The organism is Parasphingopyxis sp. (assembly GCF_052168295.1).
Classification (GTDB): Bacteria; Pseudomonadota; Alphaproteobacteria; order Sphingomonadales; family Sphingomonadaceae; genus Parasphingopyxis.
The window spans coordinates 1-15,920 of the sequence record NZ_JBQLZN010000020.1 but is presented as its reverse complement, the minus strand read 5'-3'; the positions used below and the strand labels follow the sequence as shown (position 1 = coordinate 15,920).

Here is a 15,920-nt window from a genome sequence, read left to right as displayed (position 1 = left end):
TGCCGCCAATAGCCATCCGCAGGAGCAGGATCGGGATGGCCGGGCCGTTCGCAACCGGCTAATGCGGCTCGGCAATATCGGGAACGCGCCAATCATGCTGTCTGTTCTGGACCTTTTTCGCATCGGTATCGGACCGTCGAGCTCGCACACTGTGGGGCCGATGCGGATCGGGCGACGCTTCGTGACCGGCCTGAAACGGCGCGGCCATCTCGAACAAACCGCAAAGATCACCGTTGAGCTGCAAGGGTCTCTGGCGCTGACTGGGGCGGGCCATGCGACGCCGAAGGCCGTGATTCTCGGACTGATGGGCCTGAAGCCCGAAACGCTCGATCCCGAGGCCGCCGACCCGGCGGTCGCTGCGGTACACCAAGAGAAGCGGCTGACGCTGTGCGAAGGCGTTATCATCGATTTCGATCCCGAGACCGATATCGTCTTCGCCTATGACGTGATTCCCGATCTGCATCCGAACGGCATGCGGCTCTCGGCCCGTGATCGCGATGGCGCGATACTGGCCGAGCGCACCTATTATTCGACCGGCGGTGGGTTCATCGCCTCGCGCCGTCAGCTCGAACGGCCCGCCAAAAACGATATCATCCGCGCCGGACAGCCCGTCCCGTACGCCTTCGGCTCCGCGCAGGATGTGCTCGACTGGTGCGAGCGCGAGGACATGGCGATTCACGAGCTGATCTACGCCAACGAAGATGCGCGCCGGCCGCGCGCAGCGACGGACCAGGCGCTCGACCGGATCGCGAAGGTCATGATGGCCTGCATCGATCGCGGGTTGAACCGCGAAGGCATGCTGCCCGGCGAACTTAAGGTCACACGACGTGCGCCGGGCCTCTGGGCGAAGCTCAGCGCATCGCCGCAATCGAACGAGCAGGAACAGCTGTTCGACTGGCTCAACGTTTATGCGATGGCCGTGAACGAGGAAAATGCGGCGGGCGGTCAGGTCGTCACCGCGCCGACGAACGGGGCGGCAGGCATCATCCCCGCCGTCATCCGCCATTATTGCGCGCGCGACGAGATGGATGCGGTCGCCGTCCGTAAATTCCTGCTAACGGCGGGCGGGATCGGGCTGCTCTACAAGCAGCGCGCGTCGATATCGGGCGCGGAAATGGGGTGTCAGGGCGAAGTCGGCGTCGCCTGTTCGATGGCGGCTGGCGGTCTGGCGGCGGTCTGGGGCGGCACGCCGACCCAAGTCGCGAGCGCGGCGGAAATCGGCATGGAGCACAATCTCGGCCTGACCTGCGATCCGGTGGGCGGGCTCGTCCAGATCCCCTGCATCGAGCGCAATGCGATCGGCGCGGTCAAGGCGGTGAACGCGGCGCGGCTGGCGCTGCACGCGCATGAGCGGATGCGGGTCAGCCTCGATCAGGTGATCGAAACGATGCGCCAGACCGGGCTCGATATGTCGTCCAAATACAAGGAAACGAGCCAGGGCGGGCTCGCCGTCAATGTCGTCGAATGCTGACTAGCTCTTGGCGTTTCGCGCGGAGAATGGCGCGTTGAGCCTGACGATCGTCCAGTTCAGCAGGATCGCGAAACTGACCCAGGCCAGATAGGGCGCGACCAGCCAGCTCGCCAAGGTCGAATAGGGCGCGAGGCCGACGATCAGCGAGAGTACCGACGCCCAGAGGAAAAAGGCCTCGATCAGCGACCAGTCTGGCCGCCGCGCCATGAAGAATAGCGGGCTCCAGAGCAGGTGCAGCAGGAAATTGATGCCAAACAGGAGCAGTATCAGCTGCCGGTCCGCCGCAGTTGTCGCCGCCTCCCAGGCGATGACGCCGGCCCAGCCCGCAAGGCCGAGGATGATCGTCCAGGCCGGGCCGAACAGCCAGTCGGGCGGATTCCAGCTCGGCTTCTTCAGGTTGCGATACCAAGGGCCGATTTTCGTCAGCGCCGCGCCGGCCGCCAGCAGGATGATGACGGCTGCGGCTGCTACTATGACGGTCATGCTCATCGACCGACCATAGCAGCTTTTCTCGCCGCATGGCCAAATCCGCTATTGGGCTGGCGCGACCGGCAGCTCGGTGAAGACCTCCGCGCCCGGACCGAGCGGTATGCCGAACGCGACCCAGCCGAATACGAGGATGATCCCCGCGATCATCATCCATACCGAATAGGGAAGCATCGTCGCGGCGAGACTGCCGAGCCCGAAATCGGGCACCCAGCGCTGGCAGAAGATCAGGATCAGCGGGAAATAGACCATCAGCGGCGTGATGATGTTGGTCGCGCTGTCGCCGACGCGATAAGCGGCCGTCGTCATTTCGGGGCTGATCCCGAGCAGCATGAGCATCGGCACGAGCACCGGCGCGACGAGCGCCCATTTGGCGCTGGCCGAGCCGACGAACAGGTTGAGCAGGCCGACGAAGATCACGATCAGCGCGAGGAGCAGCGGCGCGGGCAGGGCGAGCGCCTGCAGCCCGTCCGCGCCCTTCACCGCGAGGATCAGGCCCATGTTCGACCAGGCGAACATCGCGACGAAATGCGCGGCCGCAAAGGCGAGCACGAGATAATAAGCGAGATCGGCCATCGATTCCGACATCATCTTCACCAGATCGCGATGGTCGCCGATGGTGCCCGCTGCCCGGCCATAGGCCCAGCCGCAGGCGAGGAAGAGGATGAAGAAGGCGGCGACGAGCGAGCGGTAGAAAGGCGAGAGCTGCGCTTCGGCCGGCGCGCTCTCGTCGATCAGCGGCGTGCCCGGGCCGAGCGTGAAGAACAGCCAGAGGCCGATCACCGCGAGCGCGGCAAGCCCGGCATTGCGCAGACCCTTTTTCTGGTCGGGAGCGATCGGCGCATCGGGATCGGGCATCGCGTCGACATCGGGTTCGCCGCCGCCGAGCATGGCGGGATCGCCATCGGTCTGAGCAGTTGCGCCGCCGCCCGCGGCGACGGCCGCGCTGCCCTGCGGCGTATATGATCCGAGACGCGGCTCGATCATCCGGTCGGTGACGAACCAGATGACCGGCAGGAAGACGATCGTCATCACCATGATGAAATACCAGTTGCCCGCGATATTGGCTTCCCAGCCGGGAAACACGGTCTCGACCGCGGCCTGGGTGATACCGAAGAGCAGGGCATCGAGTTGTCCGGGCAACAGGTTTGCCGAAAAACCGCCGGACACCCCGGCAAAGGCGGCGGCGATACCCGCGATCGGATGTCGGCCCGCTGCGGCGTAGATGACGCCCGCAAGCGGAATCAGCACGACATAGGCGGCATCGGCGGCGAGGTTGCCCAGCATCGCGACAAGCGCGACGATCGGGGTGAGCAGGAAGGTCGGCGCGTTGCGCACGCCGGCGCGCATCGCCGTGCCGAACAGCCCTGAGCGTTCGGCGACGCCCGCGCCGAGCATAACGACGAGTACATAGCCGAGCGGGTGGAAATGGGTGAAGGTCGTCGGCATTTCGACCCAGAGCCGTTGGATATTGTTCGCCGATAGCAGGCTTTCGGCGGTGATGATCCGCGCCGCGCCCGTCGCCTCGTCGATCTCGGTCGGATGCGCGGCGGACCAGCTGGTGAGCGCGGCCAGTACGCTGAGCGCGATGAGGATGGCGATCAGGTAGAAGAAGATGAAAACGGGGTCGGGCAGCCGGTTTCCGGTCCGTTCGATCCAGGCCAATATGCCGCGGCGCTCTTCGTTTGCCGCTGTTCCGTCACTCATGATTTCCCACCCTTACGCACAACAAAGCGCGCCTTATCAGCGAGAAACGGGCCGAGTGCAATCGCCGTCGCGATTGGCGATGCCTATCGAAACGGGTCTACGCGATACTCTGATTAGGAAAAATGCTGGTGACCCCTACGGGAATCGAACCCGTGTTTCAGCCGTGAAAGGGCCGCGTCCTAACCGCTAGACGAAGGGGCCGTCCCAGCGGGAGCGCAAATAGGCGAGGGGGCGGGGCGGGTCAAGCATTGTGTTGCACCGCATCATCCCTTCGCGCTGTGGCAGACGGCCTGCAGCTTGTTGCCGTCCGGATCGCGGACATAGGCGCCGTAATAATTGGCGTGATAATGCGGGCGCAGGCCGGGCGGCCCTTCGTCCGATCCGCCATGCGCCAGGGCGGCGGCATGGAAGGCGTCAACGGTCGCGCGGTCCTTGACGAGATAGGCGATATGCACGCCGTTGCCGGGTGCGGCAGGCTCTCCGTTGAACGCCGGGCCGATAAAGGTCTTCTGGCCGGTCGCTTCCCCGAACGCGGCCCCGGCCTCGGTCTCCATGAAGAGCGGATGGCCGAGCACGTCCATGACGGCCAGCCAGAAGGGCTTGGCACGTTCCCAATTGTCGCAACCCAGCGTGATGTGACCGAACATGGCTGCCTCCCAGACTTGCCGAGCGACCATAGGTTCTGCGCGCGATTCGAGGCCAGCGAAGGATCACGAAAATACGGTTTGAAATTAAAAAATTAAAGTAATACTTTAATTTTAGTGTCGATGATGGAGTGATTCGCCGTGACCCAGTCCCCCGCCCAACGCCGATTTGCCGGCCTTCTCGCCCTTGCAACGCTGGCTGGTGCCGTGGCTTTGCCGGTACTGAGCGCGCTCGTCTGGCTGTTCTGGGACTATTTCGCGCCGGCGGCGTCCGCCAATCTCGGCGGCGCGTTCGATCTGTCGTCGCTCGGCACCGGCGCGCGCCTCGCCGGTTTCGCCGTGTCGATGGCCGGTGCGGCGATCTGGTCCTACGGCCTGTTGTCACTGCGCCGGACCTTCGTCGAGGCGGCGGCGGGGCGGCCCCTGTCGAAAGCCGCCGTGCACGGCTTTCGCCGCTTCGCCTGGGTCGCCTTCCTGATGGTTTTCGTCGGGATCGTGCAGAACGCGCTCTATGTGGTAATCTATTCGATCAGCGATCCCAACACGGACGGGCAACTCTCCATCCAGTTCGGTTCGAACGAGCTTGGCGCGCTGTTCATCGGGCTGCTGTTCGTTTTCGTCGCGCATGTCTTCGCGACCGGCCAGCAGGCCGTGGACGAGAATGCGGCCTTTCTCTGAGGGCGGCGCCGATGCGGATCGTCATCAACCTCGATGTGATGCTGGCGCGGCGCAAGATGCGGCTGAAGGAACTCGCCGCGCGTATCGATCTCACCGAGCAGGCGCTGTCGATGATCAAGACGAACAAGGTACGCGGCGTGCGGTTCGATACGCTGATGAAGATTTGCGATGTGCTCGACTGTCAGCCGGGCGATATTTTGGAGTTTGTGCGCGATGAAGCGGATTAGGGTTTTCGGGCTTTCGGCCCTTGCGGCACTTTGCTGTTCGGCCTGCGCGACGCTCGATCTACGGAGCGATGGCGAGCAATGGCGCGAGAGCCAGTGCCGCGCGAAATATGGCGCGCCGTGCGCCGAGCTGGACCGGCAGCGGATCGAACATGACCTGCGCGATGTCGTGGACGGAGTGGAATAGACGGACGTCAATCCGCCCAGGCGGCGTCCTCGAGATGCAGCTCGGCGGCGGGGCGCGGGCCCCAATCGTCGATCTTGGCCCGTCCGGCGACCCATAATTTGCGCGTCGTCCCTGCGCTCAGCATCGCCTGGCCGACTGGCGTATCGGCGGCGCGGAAGGCGATGGTCTTGAGGCTGCGTCCGTCCTCGCCCGCGACGATCGCGCGGACATGGTCGGTCCCGACGATATCGGCCTTGATGACCCGCACCGGGCCGGTCGCGATGCGCGGTGCGGGCCAGCCCATCCCATAGGGCCCGCCCTCTTCCAGCGCCTCGACGAGCGCGGGCGTCACGCCGCCGGGCGCGACGACGGCATCGAGCTGCAACGCCCGCTCGCCGCGCGCGCGCGTCACATCGTCGGCCATGCGGGCGTCCAGAAACTCGGCCAGCGCGTCGATCTTGTCTTCGGCCACCGTCAGCCCGGCTGCCATCGGATGGCCGCCGCCCGCCATCAGCAGGCCGGTGTCTTTCGCCGCCAGCACCGCGCTGCCGAGATCCGCGCCCGCGACCGAACGGCCCGATCCCTTGCCGATGCCGTCCGCGTCGAGCGCGATCACGATTGCCGGACGGTGCAGCTTTTCCTTCAGCCGGCTGGCGACGATACCGATCACGCCCGGGTGCCAGCCCTTGCCGGAGACGAGCGCAACCGAGCGATTGTCCTGCCCCTTGCCCAGTTCGAGCGCCTGCTCGGTGACGGCCGCTTCGATGGCGCGGCGTTCCTCGTTGAAATGTTCGAGTTCGGCGGCGATGGCTTTCGCCTCTTCGGGGTCCTCGGTCGTCAGCAGCCGGACGCCGAGGTCGGATTTCCCGACCCGCCCGCCCGCATTGATCCGCGGGCCGAGCCGGAAGCCGAGATCCGACGCGATCGGCGCCCGGTCCAGCCGCGAAGCTTCGAGCAGCGCATTGATCCCGATATTGCGCTGCGCCGCCATCACCTTGAGGCCCTGGGCTACAAAGGCCCGGTTGAGCCCGTGCAGCGCCGCGACATCGGCGACCGTACCCAAAGCCACGATATCGAGCAGTTCGATGAGCTTCGGTTCGGCGCGGCTGTCAAAATAGCCAGTGTCGCGCAGCCGCCGGACGATCGCCGCGCCGAGGAGAAAGGCGACACCGACAGCGGCCAGATGCCCATGCGCCGCGCCGTCTTCCTCGTCCAGCCGGTTCGGATTGACGAGGCTGTGGGCGACCGGCAGTTCGGCCGCGCATTTGTGATGGTCGACGACGATCACATCGACGCCGGCATCCTTCGCCTGTTGCAGCGCTTCGAACGCCTGCGCGCCGCAATCGACCGTCACGATCAGCGACGAGCCTTGTTCTGCCAGCTTCACCAGCGCCTCACCCGATGGGCCATAGCCCTCCATCAGCCGGTCCGGGATATAATAGCCGGCGTCCAGGCCGAGACCGCGGAGCAGGCGGATCAGCAGCGCGGCCGAGGTCGCCCCGTCGACATCGTAATCGCCGAAGATCGTGACCTTTTCCTGCGCGCGGATGGCCGCAACGATGCGCTCGGCGGCCTGGTCCATATCGCGGAAGATGGAAGGGTCCGGCATGAAGCTGCGGATCGTCGGCGTGCGATAGGCGTCGATCTCGTCCCGCGCGCAGCCGCGCGACAGCAGCAGGCCGGTCACGAGATCGTCGGGCTGGAAACTGCCGCTCAACCCGTCGATCACGCCGCCGCGCCAGTGCCAGGGCTGGCCGGAAACCGAATGGGCGATGTCGAGCGCGGGCGTCATGGCTCGTATGTAGCGGGCATGGCGGGTTCCCGCTATCGGCCCGTTGCGCATTGCTGTGGGCATAGATGCGCGCCTTGGCGCTTGAACCCGCGCGACGGCACGTGCAGAGAGCCGCGATGCAGCCGATCATCTCCATCTCCAATCTTTCCAAGACCTATGATGGCGGGGTGAAGGCGCTCGACGATGTCAGCCTGGAGATCCGCAAGGGCGAGATATTCGCGCTGCTCGGACCAAACGGGGCGGGCAAAACGACGCTGATCAGCGCGGTATGCGGCATCGTGACGCCGACATCGGGCACGATGATGGCAGGCGGGCACGATGTGCTCCGCGAGTACAAGAAGGCGCGCAAGATGATCGGGCTCGTGCCGCAGGAAATCAGCACCGATACGTTTGAGACGGTGTGGGCGACGGTCAATTTCAGCCGCGGCCTGTTCGGCAAGCCGCGCAACACGGCCTATATCGAGCAGCTCCTGAAAGACCTGTCGCTCTGGGACAAGCGCGATGCAAAAATCATGGAGTTGTCGGGCGGCATGAAGCGCCGCGTGATGATCGCCAAGGCGCTGAGCCATGAGCCCGAGATCCTGTTTCTCGACGAGCCAACGGCCGGCGTGGACGTCGAGCTCCGGCGCAATATGTGGAACCTCGTCCGCGGCCTGCGCGAACGCGGCGTGACGATCATCCTGACGACGCACTATATAGAGGAGGCCGAGGAGATGGCCGACCGGGTCGGCGTGATCCGCAAGGGCGAGATCATCGTCGTCGAGGAGACGGCTACGATCATGCGCAAGCTCGGCAAGCGGCAACTGACGCTGACGCTGTCGGAACCGATGGAGACGGTGCCCGGTGCGCTGGCCGAGTGGGAGCTGGAGCTGGCCGATGAGGGGCATCGGCTGATCTATACGTTCGACGCCAATGACGAGAGCACGGGCATCCCGTCGCTGCTCAAAAAGATGAGCGATCTCGGTATCGGCTTCGCCGATCTCGACACTTCGAAAAGCTCGCTCGAGGATATCTTCGTCGGTCTCGTCCATGAGGAACCCGCCACCGAAGCGGAGCCGGCGGCATGAATGTGCGCGGCGTCTGGGCGCTCTATGTCTTCGAAATGCGGCGCGCCTGGCGTACGCTGTGGCAGAGCATCGTCGCCCCGGTGATCACGACGATGCTCTATTTCGTCGTGTTCGGCAGTGCCATCGGATCGCGGATCGAGGACATCGGCGGCGTCGATTATGGCGCGTTCATCGTGCCGGGGCTGATGATGCTCTCGCTGCTCACGCAGAGCATCTCCAACGCATCCTTCGCGATCTACTTCCCCAAATTCACCGGCACTGTCTACGAGATGCTGTCCGCGCCCATGTCGCCGGTCGAGCTGGTGATGGGCTATGTCGGCGCGGCCGCGACCAAGTCGATTATCCTCGGACTGATCATCCTCGCGACGGCGACCTTCTTTGTCGACGTGCGGATCGAGCATCCGCTCGCGATGATCGCCTTTCTCGTGCTCACCGCCGTCACCTTCAGTCTGTTCGGTTTCATCATCGGCATCTGGGCGGACGGGTTCGAACAGCTTTCCTTCATCCCGATGCTGATCGTGACGCCGCTCACCTTTCTCGGCGGCGCTTTCTATTCGATCAACATGCTGCCGGAGCTGTGGCGGACGATCAGCCTGTTCAACCCGGTCGTCTATCTGGTGAGCGGCTTCCGCTGGAGCTTCTATGGCGAAGGCGATGTCAGCATCGGGCTGAGCCTCGGGATCACCGGTGTCTTCCTGCTGCTTTGCTTGGGTACGGTGATCTGGATCTTCCGCACCGGCTATCGGCTCAAGGAGTAACGATGGCCCGCCTGCTGATCGTCTATCACAGCATGACCGGCGGGACGCGGCAGATGGCCGAGGCAGCGGCGCGGGCCGCGCGCGAGGCGGACGGCGCGGAGGTGATCGTGATGGAAGCGCAGGATGCCGAGCCCGAAGACCTGCTCGCCGCCGACGGCTATCTGTTCGCAACGCCCGAAAACCTCGCCGCCATCGCCGGCGTGATGAAGGCCTTTTTCGACCGGTGCTACTATCCGGTGCTCGGCAAGCTCGAGGGACGTCCCTATGCCGCCATGATCTGCGCGGGCTCTGACGGCGAAAATGCGCGGGCGCAGCTCGAGCGGATCGCGACCGGCTGGCGGCTGAAGAAAGTCGCCGACACGCCGATCATCTGCACCCATGCACAGACCAAGCAAGAGATACTGGCGGAGAAGACGATCCCCGAAGACGATCTCGATCGATGCCGCGAGATCGGCGCGGCGCTGGCGGCCGGGCTGGAACTCGGCGTGTTCTGACGGCCCTTATTCGGTCAGCACGCCGAGATAGGTCGTATTGACGGCGGCCGGTATCCGCACCTCGCCGCGTTCGGCCAGCGCGTCCGTGACGCGAGAATAATAGAGGTGATACCACCAGATGAAATATTCCTCGAAACTCACGCCATGCGCGGCGTACGGGGATCGCTCGTAATGGGCGCGCAATTCCGGCAGGTGCGCGCGCAGCAGGGCGGCCAGCTCCGGGCGAAACGCACTGGCCATGTCTGACAGTGCGTCATAGGTCGCCATACCGAAAACCGGAATCAGAACGCGGTTCTCCCCGTCGATGAGGCCGAATTCGCGGAGCAGGACGATCTCTCCAGCAGCCGCTTGGTGGGCCGGATCGCGATGCAGCGCGTGCAGCGTCTCGGCGAGCCGCTGGCGCACGGCCGCGGGCGAGACATCGGCATCGCTGCCGAGCCTGGCGGCGAGCGTTTCGGCATCGGGAAGGGTGATGATATTCGGGGGGCCTGAATAGCGGCGATTGCCGTACAGACCGACCGCGAGCCCGTCGAGAAGAGTGAAGTGGTTCCCGTAAATGCCGAAAGCTTCTTCCTCGGGCCCGCTTTTTTCCATCAGGGCTAGATAATAATTGCCCCCGCCGCGGCCCGGCCGTTCCGCGCCCAGGATATCCGCTTCGATGCCGTTGATCTGCCAGTTGTCGAGCAGGACGTTGCTGAGGATCAGCAGCGACGATTCTGCGAACGGCACGTGACCGAATCCCGCCAGCTCCGCATAGCTGGCGCGAACCTCTGGCAGATGGGCGACGATCAACGCGACGCTCTCGTCGATGAGCGCGGGCGATACCGGCATCGCGTCCGGCGTTTCGGCGAGCGTCATGACGGGAAAGCCGAGCGCGAAACTGCCGTCCGGTCGCTCGGTGAGCAAGCCTTCCTCGACAAGGGCGGCGGCGCGCGCCGCGATATCCGCGGGATCATGCGGGCCGGTGGCGGTCAGGTCAGCCGGCGTGCCGCCGGATCGGACGGCGAGCACGATGTCGCGGGTCAGGTCGTCCAGGCTGACGCCGGGCCGGTTCGCGCCCGCCGAGATTTGCTTGAATTCGAAATTCTCCGGGGAAAGCTCGGCAGAAGCCGCGGTGGACAGAAAAATCCCGCACAGGAAAGCGATGAACGGTCTGACGATTGTCGCAATGCTATCAGCCATAGTGAATTAATACGATAATACACTAGATCGGTCAACGGCGGTGAGCCGTGAAAAGGATATCGTCCGCGACGAGACGGTAATGCCACTTTCAACGGCGGTTCCAACGCTCGCTCCAACGATCGGCTGACATTAGGACCCTCATTGACCCGCTGATGAGGAGTATTCGATATGTGCAATTCCATGACGCTGGCGCAGGATCTTCCGGCGCAGCCTGACCTGACGCCTGCGCAGCAGGCCTTTTCCGAAGAGCTGCTCGCCACGATCAACCATGCGGCCGCCGCACTGATGATTTCGGTCGGCTACCGGACGGGCCTGTTCGACGCGATGCAGGATGGCCGTGCAGTGACGAGCGCAGAGCTCGCCGCCAAGGCCGGGCTCGACGAGCGCTATGTCCGGGAATGGCTGGGCGCGATGACGACGGCGCGGATCGTGCAGACCGACCGATCGAGCGAGCGCTTCACATTGCCGGCCGATCACGGGGCGTTTCTTGGAAAGGAGGCGACGATCGAGAACATGGCGGGGATGTTCCAGTTCATCGCCGTGCTCGGCGGCGTCGAAGACAAGATCGTCGACTGTTTCCGCAACGGCGGCGGCGTTCCCTACGAGGCATATGACCGCTTTCACGAGTGCATGGCCGAAGATAGCGACGGCACGGTCGTCGCAGCGCTCGAAGACGCCATCCTGCCGCTGGCGCCGGGACTGGTTGAACGGCTCGAGGCCGGAATCGACGTCGCCGATATCGGGTGCGGCGCCGGGCGCGCGCTCAATCATATGGCCGCCCTTTTCCCGAACAGTCGCTTCACCGGTTTCGACCTGTGCGAGGAAACGGTGGTCCGGGCCTTGGCGGAAGCCGAAGCGCAGGGCCTCGATAATGTGCATTTCGAGAAGAAGGACGCGACCCTGCTGGAGGGCGAAGGGCTCTTCGACCTGATCTGCACGTTCGACGCCGTGCACGATCAGGCGCATCCGGCTGTCGTCCTGTCCCATATCCGCCGCCTGCTCCGTGAGGACGGCGTGTATCTCGTCCAGGAAGTCGACGCGCAGACTGCGGTAGCGGACAATCTCGACAATCCGCTGGGCACCTTCACCTACACGATCTCCTGCATGCATTGCATGACCGTCTCGCTCGCACAGGGCGGCGTCGGTCTCGGCGCGGCCTGGGGCGAACAGCTCGCCACCGCGATGCTCAAGGATGCGGGTTTCGGCAGCATCGAAACCCATCGCCTGCCGCACGACATCATGAACATGTTCTTCGTCTGCCGCCCCTGAACCCGGCGCAGGCCGCGAAAAGCCCCGGGGAATTTGCGACCGTCCCCGGGGCTTTTCCAACGCCGGTCAGTCGTCCCGCCTGAAGCGTCAGCGTGCGAAAGAGCGGATCGCCTCCAGCGCCGCGCGCTCGCCGGTTTTCATCGCGCCATGCACGGTCGCGCTTTCGCCGTCGGAATGGGCGGCTTCGCCGGCGAAGAAAAGTCTGTCAGCGACTGGTTCGGCGAGCGTTTCGCGGGCATCCCCCATGCCGACGGTCGGATAGGAATAGCCGCCGCGAACGTACGGCTCGGTGGTCCAGTCCTGCACGATCGTCTCGCCGGTAAACGTTTCCGAGGCGCGGCTGCCGAAGATGCGGTCGAGATCGTCGATGACAGCGGCGATCGAACCCTCGCGGCCCATATCGCTCATCGCCTGGGCGCGCTCGCCCGTCGTGAACACGCCGATGGTCGGGCGATCGCTGCTCTTGCCGATCCGGGCGTCGTAATAGAGATTGCCGATTGCGCCGCCGATCACTTCTTGCGATCCAAAAAAGTCCGCGGTGAAGGCCAGGAACATCTTGTGGCCGGCCTCCATCCCGATCTTGCCGATCGCCTCGATTTTGGGCGCGGGCAGGGCGGGTTCGAAGGCGATAATGCCCGATTTGAGGATGTTGACGGACGATGTGATGATCGCCCGGTCGAACCGATGCTCTGCGCCGGCGATTGTCAGCGTGACGCCCGTCTCGTCATAGGCGATCTTTTCGACTGGCGCGTCCGTTTCGATGCGATCCGCGATCGGCGCCGCGACCAGCTTCTCGACCAGGTCGAAATAGGTCCAGTCGCGCACTTTGTAGTCGTCGTCGCCCGATCGGCTCCGGCTTTCTTCGCGGATCGCGGCATAGACCGACATGCGGTCCGCCGATCCCCCGCTATCGTTGGCGAGCGCCGGCAGCAGCGGCATCTGCTCCTCCGGCAAACCTTCGGCAACGGCCCACTCGGTGAGCGTCAGGTCCTTGTCCGGTCCGCGGCATTTCATGGCCTTGGCGTAGAGCGACCGGAACGCCTTCGGCATATCGCGCTCGTCGGATAGCCGGTTATCGAACCAGAGCGCGAGTTCGCTCTCGTCTTCCAGGATCTCGGCCCCGGCTTTCTTCGCCAATTTGTAGGTCAGCGTCCGATGTCCATGGATCCATTCGGCGCCGAGATCGACCGGCATGTGGGGCAGCGCCGTGCTCTTGCCGAGCCTGCCGCCGATCCGGTTCGAGGCTTCGAATATCGTGCAATCGACATTGCGGTCATGCAGCGTCTTGCCCGCATAGAGACCGGCAGCCCCCGCGCCGATTATCGCGACGCGCGCGCCTTCGGGCATCGTATTGGCAGCATCGGAACCGTAACCGCGCGACAGGCCGAACTCCGAAAGCCAGCGGGAGAGGCGGAACCGGGTCTGGGCCATGTCTGCGTACTAGCTATCCTTTGTAATGTTCGCCCTTCACCCAGCGGACGGTGCCCGATGAGGCGCGCATGACGACGCTTTCGGTGGTCATGCAGCCCTTGCGCAGCCGCTTCACGCCGTCGAGCATCGAACCGTCGGTAACGCCGGTTGCAGCGAAGATCACATCGCCCTTGGCGAGCTCCTTGAGGCTGTAGATCCGGTCGAATTCTTCATCGGGTATGCCCCATTTGCGGGCGCGCGCCTTTTCGTCGTCATTGCGGAAGACGAGCCGGCCCTGGAATTGGCCGCCTACGCAGCGCAGCGCCGCCGCGGCGAGCACGCCCTCGGGTGCGCCGCCCTGGCCCATATAGACGTCGATCGTCGTGTCCTCGTCGGTCGTCGCGATTACCCCGGCGACATCGCCGTCGGGAATAAGCTGCACGCCGCAACCGATTTCGCGCAGCTCCGCGATCAGCGCTTCGTGACGCGGGCGATCGAGGACGCAGGCGATGATCTCGTTCGGTTTCACGCCCTTCGCCTTGGCGATGCGCTCGATATTCCAGGTGACGCCCTTCGACAGGTCGATCGTGTCCTTGGGATAGCCGGGGCCGATGGCGAGCTTGTCCATATAGGTGTCGGGCGCATTGAGCAGGCAGCCCTTTTCGGCAATCGCCAGCACGGCGAGCGCGTTGGGGCCCGCCTTCGCCGTGATCGTCGTGCCTTCGAGCGGATCGAGCGCGATATCGACCTTGGGCGCGCCCTTGGACGCCTTGCCGACCTTTTCGCCGATATAGAGCATCGGCGCTTCGTCGCGCTCGCCTTCGCCGATCACCACCGTGCCGTCGAAATCGAGCCCGTTGAACGCTTCCCGCATCGCCTCGACCGCCGCGGCATCGGCCGCCTTTTCGTTGCCGCGCCCGATCAGTCCCGATGCGGCGATCGCGGCGGCTTCGGTCACGCGGACCATTTCGAGAACGAGTACGCGGTCCAGTACCTCGCTGGCTTTCGGCATTATCCGGTCATCCTTTGTTACTTTTCGCGCGCGATAGGCCAGAGCCATGACATTGTCGAGAATCGGGCAAGCCGATTGCGAGCCTCAGTCGACGAACCGCCCCCCGGCCCGATCCTTCCGCGCGGTCGCGGGATCGAAAATCCGCCCGTTCATCGCGACATAGACGCCCGGCGGCAGGGACTGCGCGGCCGCCAGCGCGAACCCGATATTGAATTCGGCATCGCTATGCTTGAGCGTTGCGGGTTGCAGCGCGCCCGTCAGTACGATCGTCTTCCCGTCGATGCCGTCGAGCGTGCGGGCGGTCTCGACCATCGTATCGGTACCATGTGTGATCAGGATGCGTTGTGCATCGCTGCTTTCGACCGCCTGGCGGATCGCCGCGCGGTCCTCGTCCGTCATGTCGAGGCTGTCCTTGCGCAGCAACTGCGTGACGCGATGCTCGCACTGGACGTTGTTCTGCCGGAGCATGTCGGCGACGGCCGTGGGGCCGACCTGATATTCCGACAGCGCGTCGAAATAGACTTTGTCGATCGTCCCGCCGGTCGTGAAAATGTCGATCATGGCGCCAATGGAGTCCTACAGATCGAGAATATGCATGAGCATCGGCTCGCCCGCGAGGCTTTGCGCGCCGCGCAGCCGGTCCAGCGCATCGGTGACGCAGCGTTCCGGCCCTTCATGCGTGACCATAATGAGGCTGACGACATCGTCGCTATCTTCGCTGGGGTCGGAGCCGCCCCGCTGGATCATGCTTTCGATCGAGACATTTGCGTCGCGCATCGCGGCCGTAATCTCCGCCAATACGCCGGGCCGGTCATGCACGGCGAAGCGCAGATAGGCCCGGCCGCGCCGATCGCCGGCATCCATCGGCCCGGTTTCGCTGAGCCGGGCGAACGGCATGGCGAAGGCCGGCCCATATTCGCCGCGCGCCACGTCGATCAGGTCGGCGACCACGGCGCTCGCGGTCGGTCCTTCGCCCGCGCCCGCGCCTTCGAAGAATAGCCGCCCGACGAAATTGCCCTGGGCCACCACCGCGTTGAGCGAGCCGGTAACATGAGCGAGCGGATGAGTGCGCGGCACGAGGCAGCAATGGACGCGCTGGAACAGCTTGCCGCCGCTCGTCTCCGCCGTCCCGACCAGCCGCACCTTGAAACCCAGCGCCCTGGCCTCGACGATATCTTCGGCGATCACCTCGCGGATGCCGCTTATCGCGACCGAATCGAAGTCCAGCTCCGTACCGAAGGCGAGGCTCGCCAATATGGCGAGCTTGTGCGCGGCATCCACGCCGTCGATGTCGAAGGTCGGATCGGCCTCGGCATAGCCGAGCGCCTGCGCATCGGCGAGCACTTCGGCGAAGTCACTGCCTTTCGCCTCCATCTCGGTCAGGATGTAATTGCAGGTGCCGTTGAGGATGCCATAGACCGAAGTGATGGCGTTCGCCGCCGCGCCTTCGCGCAGACCCTTGATGACCGGAATGCCCCCGGCGACCGCCGCCTCGTATTTCAGCGCCACCTTCGCCTTTTCCGCAATCGCCGCCAGTTCGAGTCCGTGATGGGCGATCAT

The 15,920-nt window shown here is 64.5% G+C and carries 17 protein-coding genes and 1 tRNA gene; 8 read left to right on the top strand and 10 right to left on the bottom strand.

Going from position 1 to position 15,920, the window contains the following annotated elements; translation table 11 throughout:
- Positions 1-94 precede the first annotated feature (94 nt).
- Positions 95-1,471 (top strand): L-serine ammonia-lyase, encoded by a 1,377-nt coding sequence (locus ACTS1Z_RS03160; protein WP_442622981.1) that lies wholly within the window; start codon positions 95-97, stop codon positions 1,469-1,471.
- Here the strand turns inward: ACTS1Z_RS03160 and ACTS1Z_RS03155 are convergent, their stop codons facing one another.
- The 4 genes from ACTS1Z_RS03155 to ACTS1Z_RS03140 all read right to left on the bottom strand — a co-directional run bounded on the left by ACTS1Z_RS03155 (position 1,472) and on the right by ACTS1Z_RS03140 (position 4,311).
- Positions 1,472-1,954 (bottom strand): TspO/MBR family protein, encoded by a 483-nt coding sequence (locus tag ACTS1Z_RS03155; RefSeq protein ID WP_442622980.1) that lies wholly within the window; start codon positions 1,952-1,954, stop codon positions 1,472-1,474.
- Between the two features lie 48 nt (positions 1,955-2,002).
- Positions 2,003-3,664, bottom strand: coding sequence for an AbgT family transporter (locus tag ACTS1Z_RS03150; RefSeq protein ID WP_442622979.1), 1,662 nt, complete (start codon positions 3,662-3,664; stop codon positions 2,003-2,005).
- Positions 3,665-3,790: 126 nt separating this feature from the next.
- A tRNA-Glu gene (locus ACTS1Z_RS03145) sits at positions 3,791-3,865 on the bottom strand.
- A gap of 62 nt (positions 3,866-3,927) precedes the next feature.
- Entirely contained in the window at positions 3,928-4,311 is a 384-nt protein-coding gene (locus tag ACTS1Z_RS03140) for a VOC family protein (protein ID WP_442622978.1), read from the bottom strand.
- Between the two features lie 138 nt (positions 4,312-4,449).
- Here ACTS1Z_RS03140 and ACTS1Z_RS03135 point away from each other — a divergent pair, with 138 nt between their 5' ends.
- From ACTS1Z_RS03135 to ACTS1Z_RS03125, 3 genes are read left to right on the top strand one after another with little or no spacing between them, the layout of a single operon-like run.
- Entirely contained in the window at positions 4,450-4,986 is a 537-nt protein-coding gene (locus ACTS1Z_RS03135) for a hypothetical protein (RefSeq protein ID WP_442622977.1), read from the top strand.
- Between the two features lie 11 nt (positions 4,987-4,997).
- Positions 4,998-5,213, top strand: a complete 216-nt coding sequence (locus ACTS1Z_RS03130; protein ID WP_442622976.1) for a helix-turn-helix domain-containing protein — start codon at positions 4,998-5,000, stop codon at positions 5,211-5,213.
- Entirely contained in the window at positions 5,200-5,397 is a 198-nt protein-coding gene (locus ACTS1Z_RS03125; RefSeq protein ID WP_442622975.1) for a hypothetical protein, read from the top strand. Before ACTS1Z_RS03130 ends, ACTS1Z_RS03125 begins: the two co-directional genes overlap by 14 nt.
- A 7-nt stretch (positions 5,398-5,404) precedes the next feature.
- Here ACTS1Z_RS03125 and recJ read toward each other — a convergent pair whose 3' ends face one another.
- On the bottom strand, positions 5,405-7,168 hold the full coding sequence (gene recJ / locus ACTS1Z_RS03120; RefSeq protein ID WP_442623009.1) for a single-stranded-DNA-specific exonuclease RecJ: 1,764 nt from the start codon (positions 7,166-7,168) through the stop codon (positions 5,405-5,407).
- Between the two features lie 116 nt (positions 7,169-7,284).
- On the opposite strand from recJ, the gene ACTS1Z_RS03115 reads away from it, so the two are divergent.
- Genes ACTS1Z_RS03115 through ACTS1Z_RS03105 form a run of 3 tightly spaced genes read left to right on the top strand, consistent with a single transcriptional unit; the run spans position 7,285 to position 9,487 of the window.
- A complete protein-coding gene (locus ACTS1Z_RS03115; protein WP_442622974.1) occupies positions 7,285-8,235 on the top strand; it encodes an ABC transporter ATP-binding protein in 951 nt (316 codons plus the stop codon).
- Entirely contained in the window at positions 8,232-8,993 is a 762-nt protein-coding gene (locus tag ACTS1Z_RS03110) for an ABC transporter permease (protein WP_442622973.1), read from the top strand. The genes ACTS1Z_RS03115 and ACTS1Z_RS03110 overlap by 4 nt, the downstream gene beginning before the upstream one ends.
- 2 nt (positions 8,994-8,995) lie before the next feature.
- Complete coding sequence (locus ACTS1Z_RS03105) at positions 8,996-9,487, top strand: flavodoxin family protein (protein WP_442622972.1); 492 nt, start codon at positions 8,996-8,998, stop codon at positions 9,485-9,487.
- 6 nt (positions 9,488-9,493) lie between these two features.
- Here the strand turns inward: ACTS1Z_RS03105 and ACTS1Z_RS03100 are convergent, their stop codons facing one another.
- Positions 9,494-10,669 (bottom strand): hypothetical protein, encoded by a 1,176-nt coding sequence (locus tag ACTS1Z_RS03100; protein WP_442622971.1) that lies wholly within the window; start codon positions 10,667-10,669, stop codon positions 9,494-9,496.
- Positions 10,670-10,837: 168 nt separating this feature from the next.
- Between ACTS1Z_RS03100 and ACTS1Z_RS03095 the strand changes: the two genes are divergently transcribed.
- Complete coding sequence (locus ACTS1Z_RS03095) at positions 10,838-11,938, top strand: class I SAM-dependent methyltransferase (protein ID WP_442622970.1); 1,101 nt, start codon at positions 10,838-10,840, stop codon at positions 11,936-11,938.
- Between the two features lie 87 nt (positions 11,939-12,025).
- Here the strand turns inward: ACTS1Z_RS03095 and ACTS1Z_RS03090 are convergent, their stop codons facing one another.
- The 4 genes from ACTS1Z_RS03090 to ACTS1Z_RS03075 all read right to left on the bottom strand — a co-directional run.
- Entirely contained in the window at positions 12,026-13,369 is a 1,344-nt protein-coding gene (locus tag ACTS1Z_RS03090; RefSeq protein ID WP_442622969.1) for a flavin monoamine oxidase family protein, read from the bottom strand.
- Positions 13,370-13,382: 13 nt separating this feature from the next.
- On the bottom strand, positions 13,383-14,360 hold the full coding sequence (gene glpX / locus ACTS1Z_RS03085) for a class II fructose-bisphosphatase (RefSeq protein WP_442622968.1): 978 nt from the start codon (positions 14,358-14,360) through the stop codon (positions 13,383-13,385).
- 84 nt (positions 14,361-14,444) lie between these two features.
- Positions 14,445-14,921: an asparaginase domain-containing protein gene (locus ACTS1Z_RS03080; protein WP_442622967.1), complete on the bottom strand. Its 477-nt coding sequence runs from the start codon at positions 14,919-14,921 to the stop codon at positions 14,445-14,447.
- Positions 14,922-14,936: 15 nt separating this feature from the next.
- On the bottom strand, positions 14,937-15,920 hold a 984-nt coding region (locus ACTS1Z_RS03075; RefSeq protein WP_442622966.1), incomplete at its 5' end, for a homoserine dehydrogenase.

Bases quoted from the DNA above. Each gene is read 5' to 3' on its own strand.
- ACTS1Z_RS03160 (WP_442622981.1), top strand. From the start codon at position 95: ATGCTGTCTGTTCTGGACCTTTTTCGCATCGGTATCGGACCGTCGAGC.
- ACTS1Z_RS03155 (WP_442622980.1), bottom strand. From the start codon at position 1,954: ATGACCGTCATAGTAGCAGCCGCAGCCGTCATCATCCTGCTGGCGGCC.
- ACTS1Z_RS03150 (WP_442622979.1), bottom strand. From the start codon at position 3,664: ATGAGTGACGGAACAGCGGCAAACGAAGAGCGCCGCGGCATATTGGCC.
- ACTS1Z_RS03140 (WP_442622978.1), bottom strand. From the start codon at position 4,311: ATGTTCGGTCACATCACGCTGGGTTGCGACAATTGGGAACGTGCCAAG.
- ACTS1Z_RS03130 (WP_442622976.1), top strand. From the start codon at position 4,998: ATGCGGATCGTCATCAACCTCGATGTGATGCTGGCGCGGCGCAAGATG.
- ACTS1Z_RS03125 (WP_442622975.1), top strand. From the start codon at position 5,200: ATGAAGCGGATTAGGGTTTTCGGGCTTTCGGCCCTTGCGGCACTTTGC.
- recJ (WP_442623009.1), bottom strand. From the start codon at position 7,168: ATGACGCCCGCGCTCGACATCGCCCATTCGGTTTCCGGCCAGCCCTGG.
- ACTS1Z_RS03115 (WP_442622974.1), top strand. From the start codon at position 7,285: ATGCAGCCGATCATCTCCATCTCCAATCTTTCCAAGACCTATGATGGC.
- ACTS1Z_RS03110 (WP_442622973.1), top strand. From the start codon at position 8,232: ATGAATGTGCGCGGCGTCTGGGCGCTCTATGTCTTCGAAATGCGGCGC.
- ACTS1Z_RS03105 (WP_442622972.1), top strand. From the start codon at position 8,996: ATGGCCCGCCTGCTGATCGTCTATCACAGCATGACCGGCGGGACGCGG.
- ACTS1Z_RS03100 (WP_442622971.1), bottom strand. From the start codon at position 10,669: ATGGCTGATAGCATTGCGACAATCGTCAGACCGTTCATCGCTTTCCTG.
- ACTS1Z_RS03095 (WP_442622970.1), top strand. From the start codon at position 10,838: ATGTGCAATTCCATGACGCTGGCGCAGGATCTTCCGGCGCAGCCTGAC.
- ACTS1Z_RS03090 (WP_442622969.1), bottom strand. From the start codon at position 13,369: ATGGCCCAGACCCGGTTCCGCCTCTCCCGCTGGCTTTCGGAGTTCGGC.
- glpX (WP_442622968.1), bottom strand. From the start codon at position 14,360: ATGCCGAAAGCCAGCGAGGTACTGGACCGCGTACTCGTTCTCGAAATG.
- ACTS1Z_RS03080 (WP_442622967.1), bottom strand. From the start codon at position 14,921: ATGATCGACATTTTCACGACCGGCGGGACGATCGACAAAGTCTATTTC.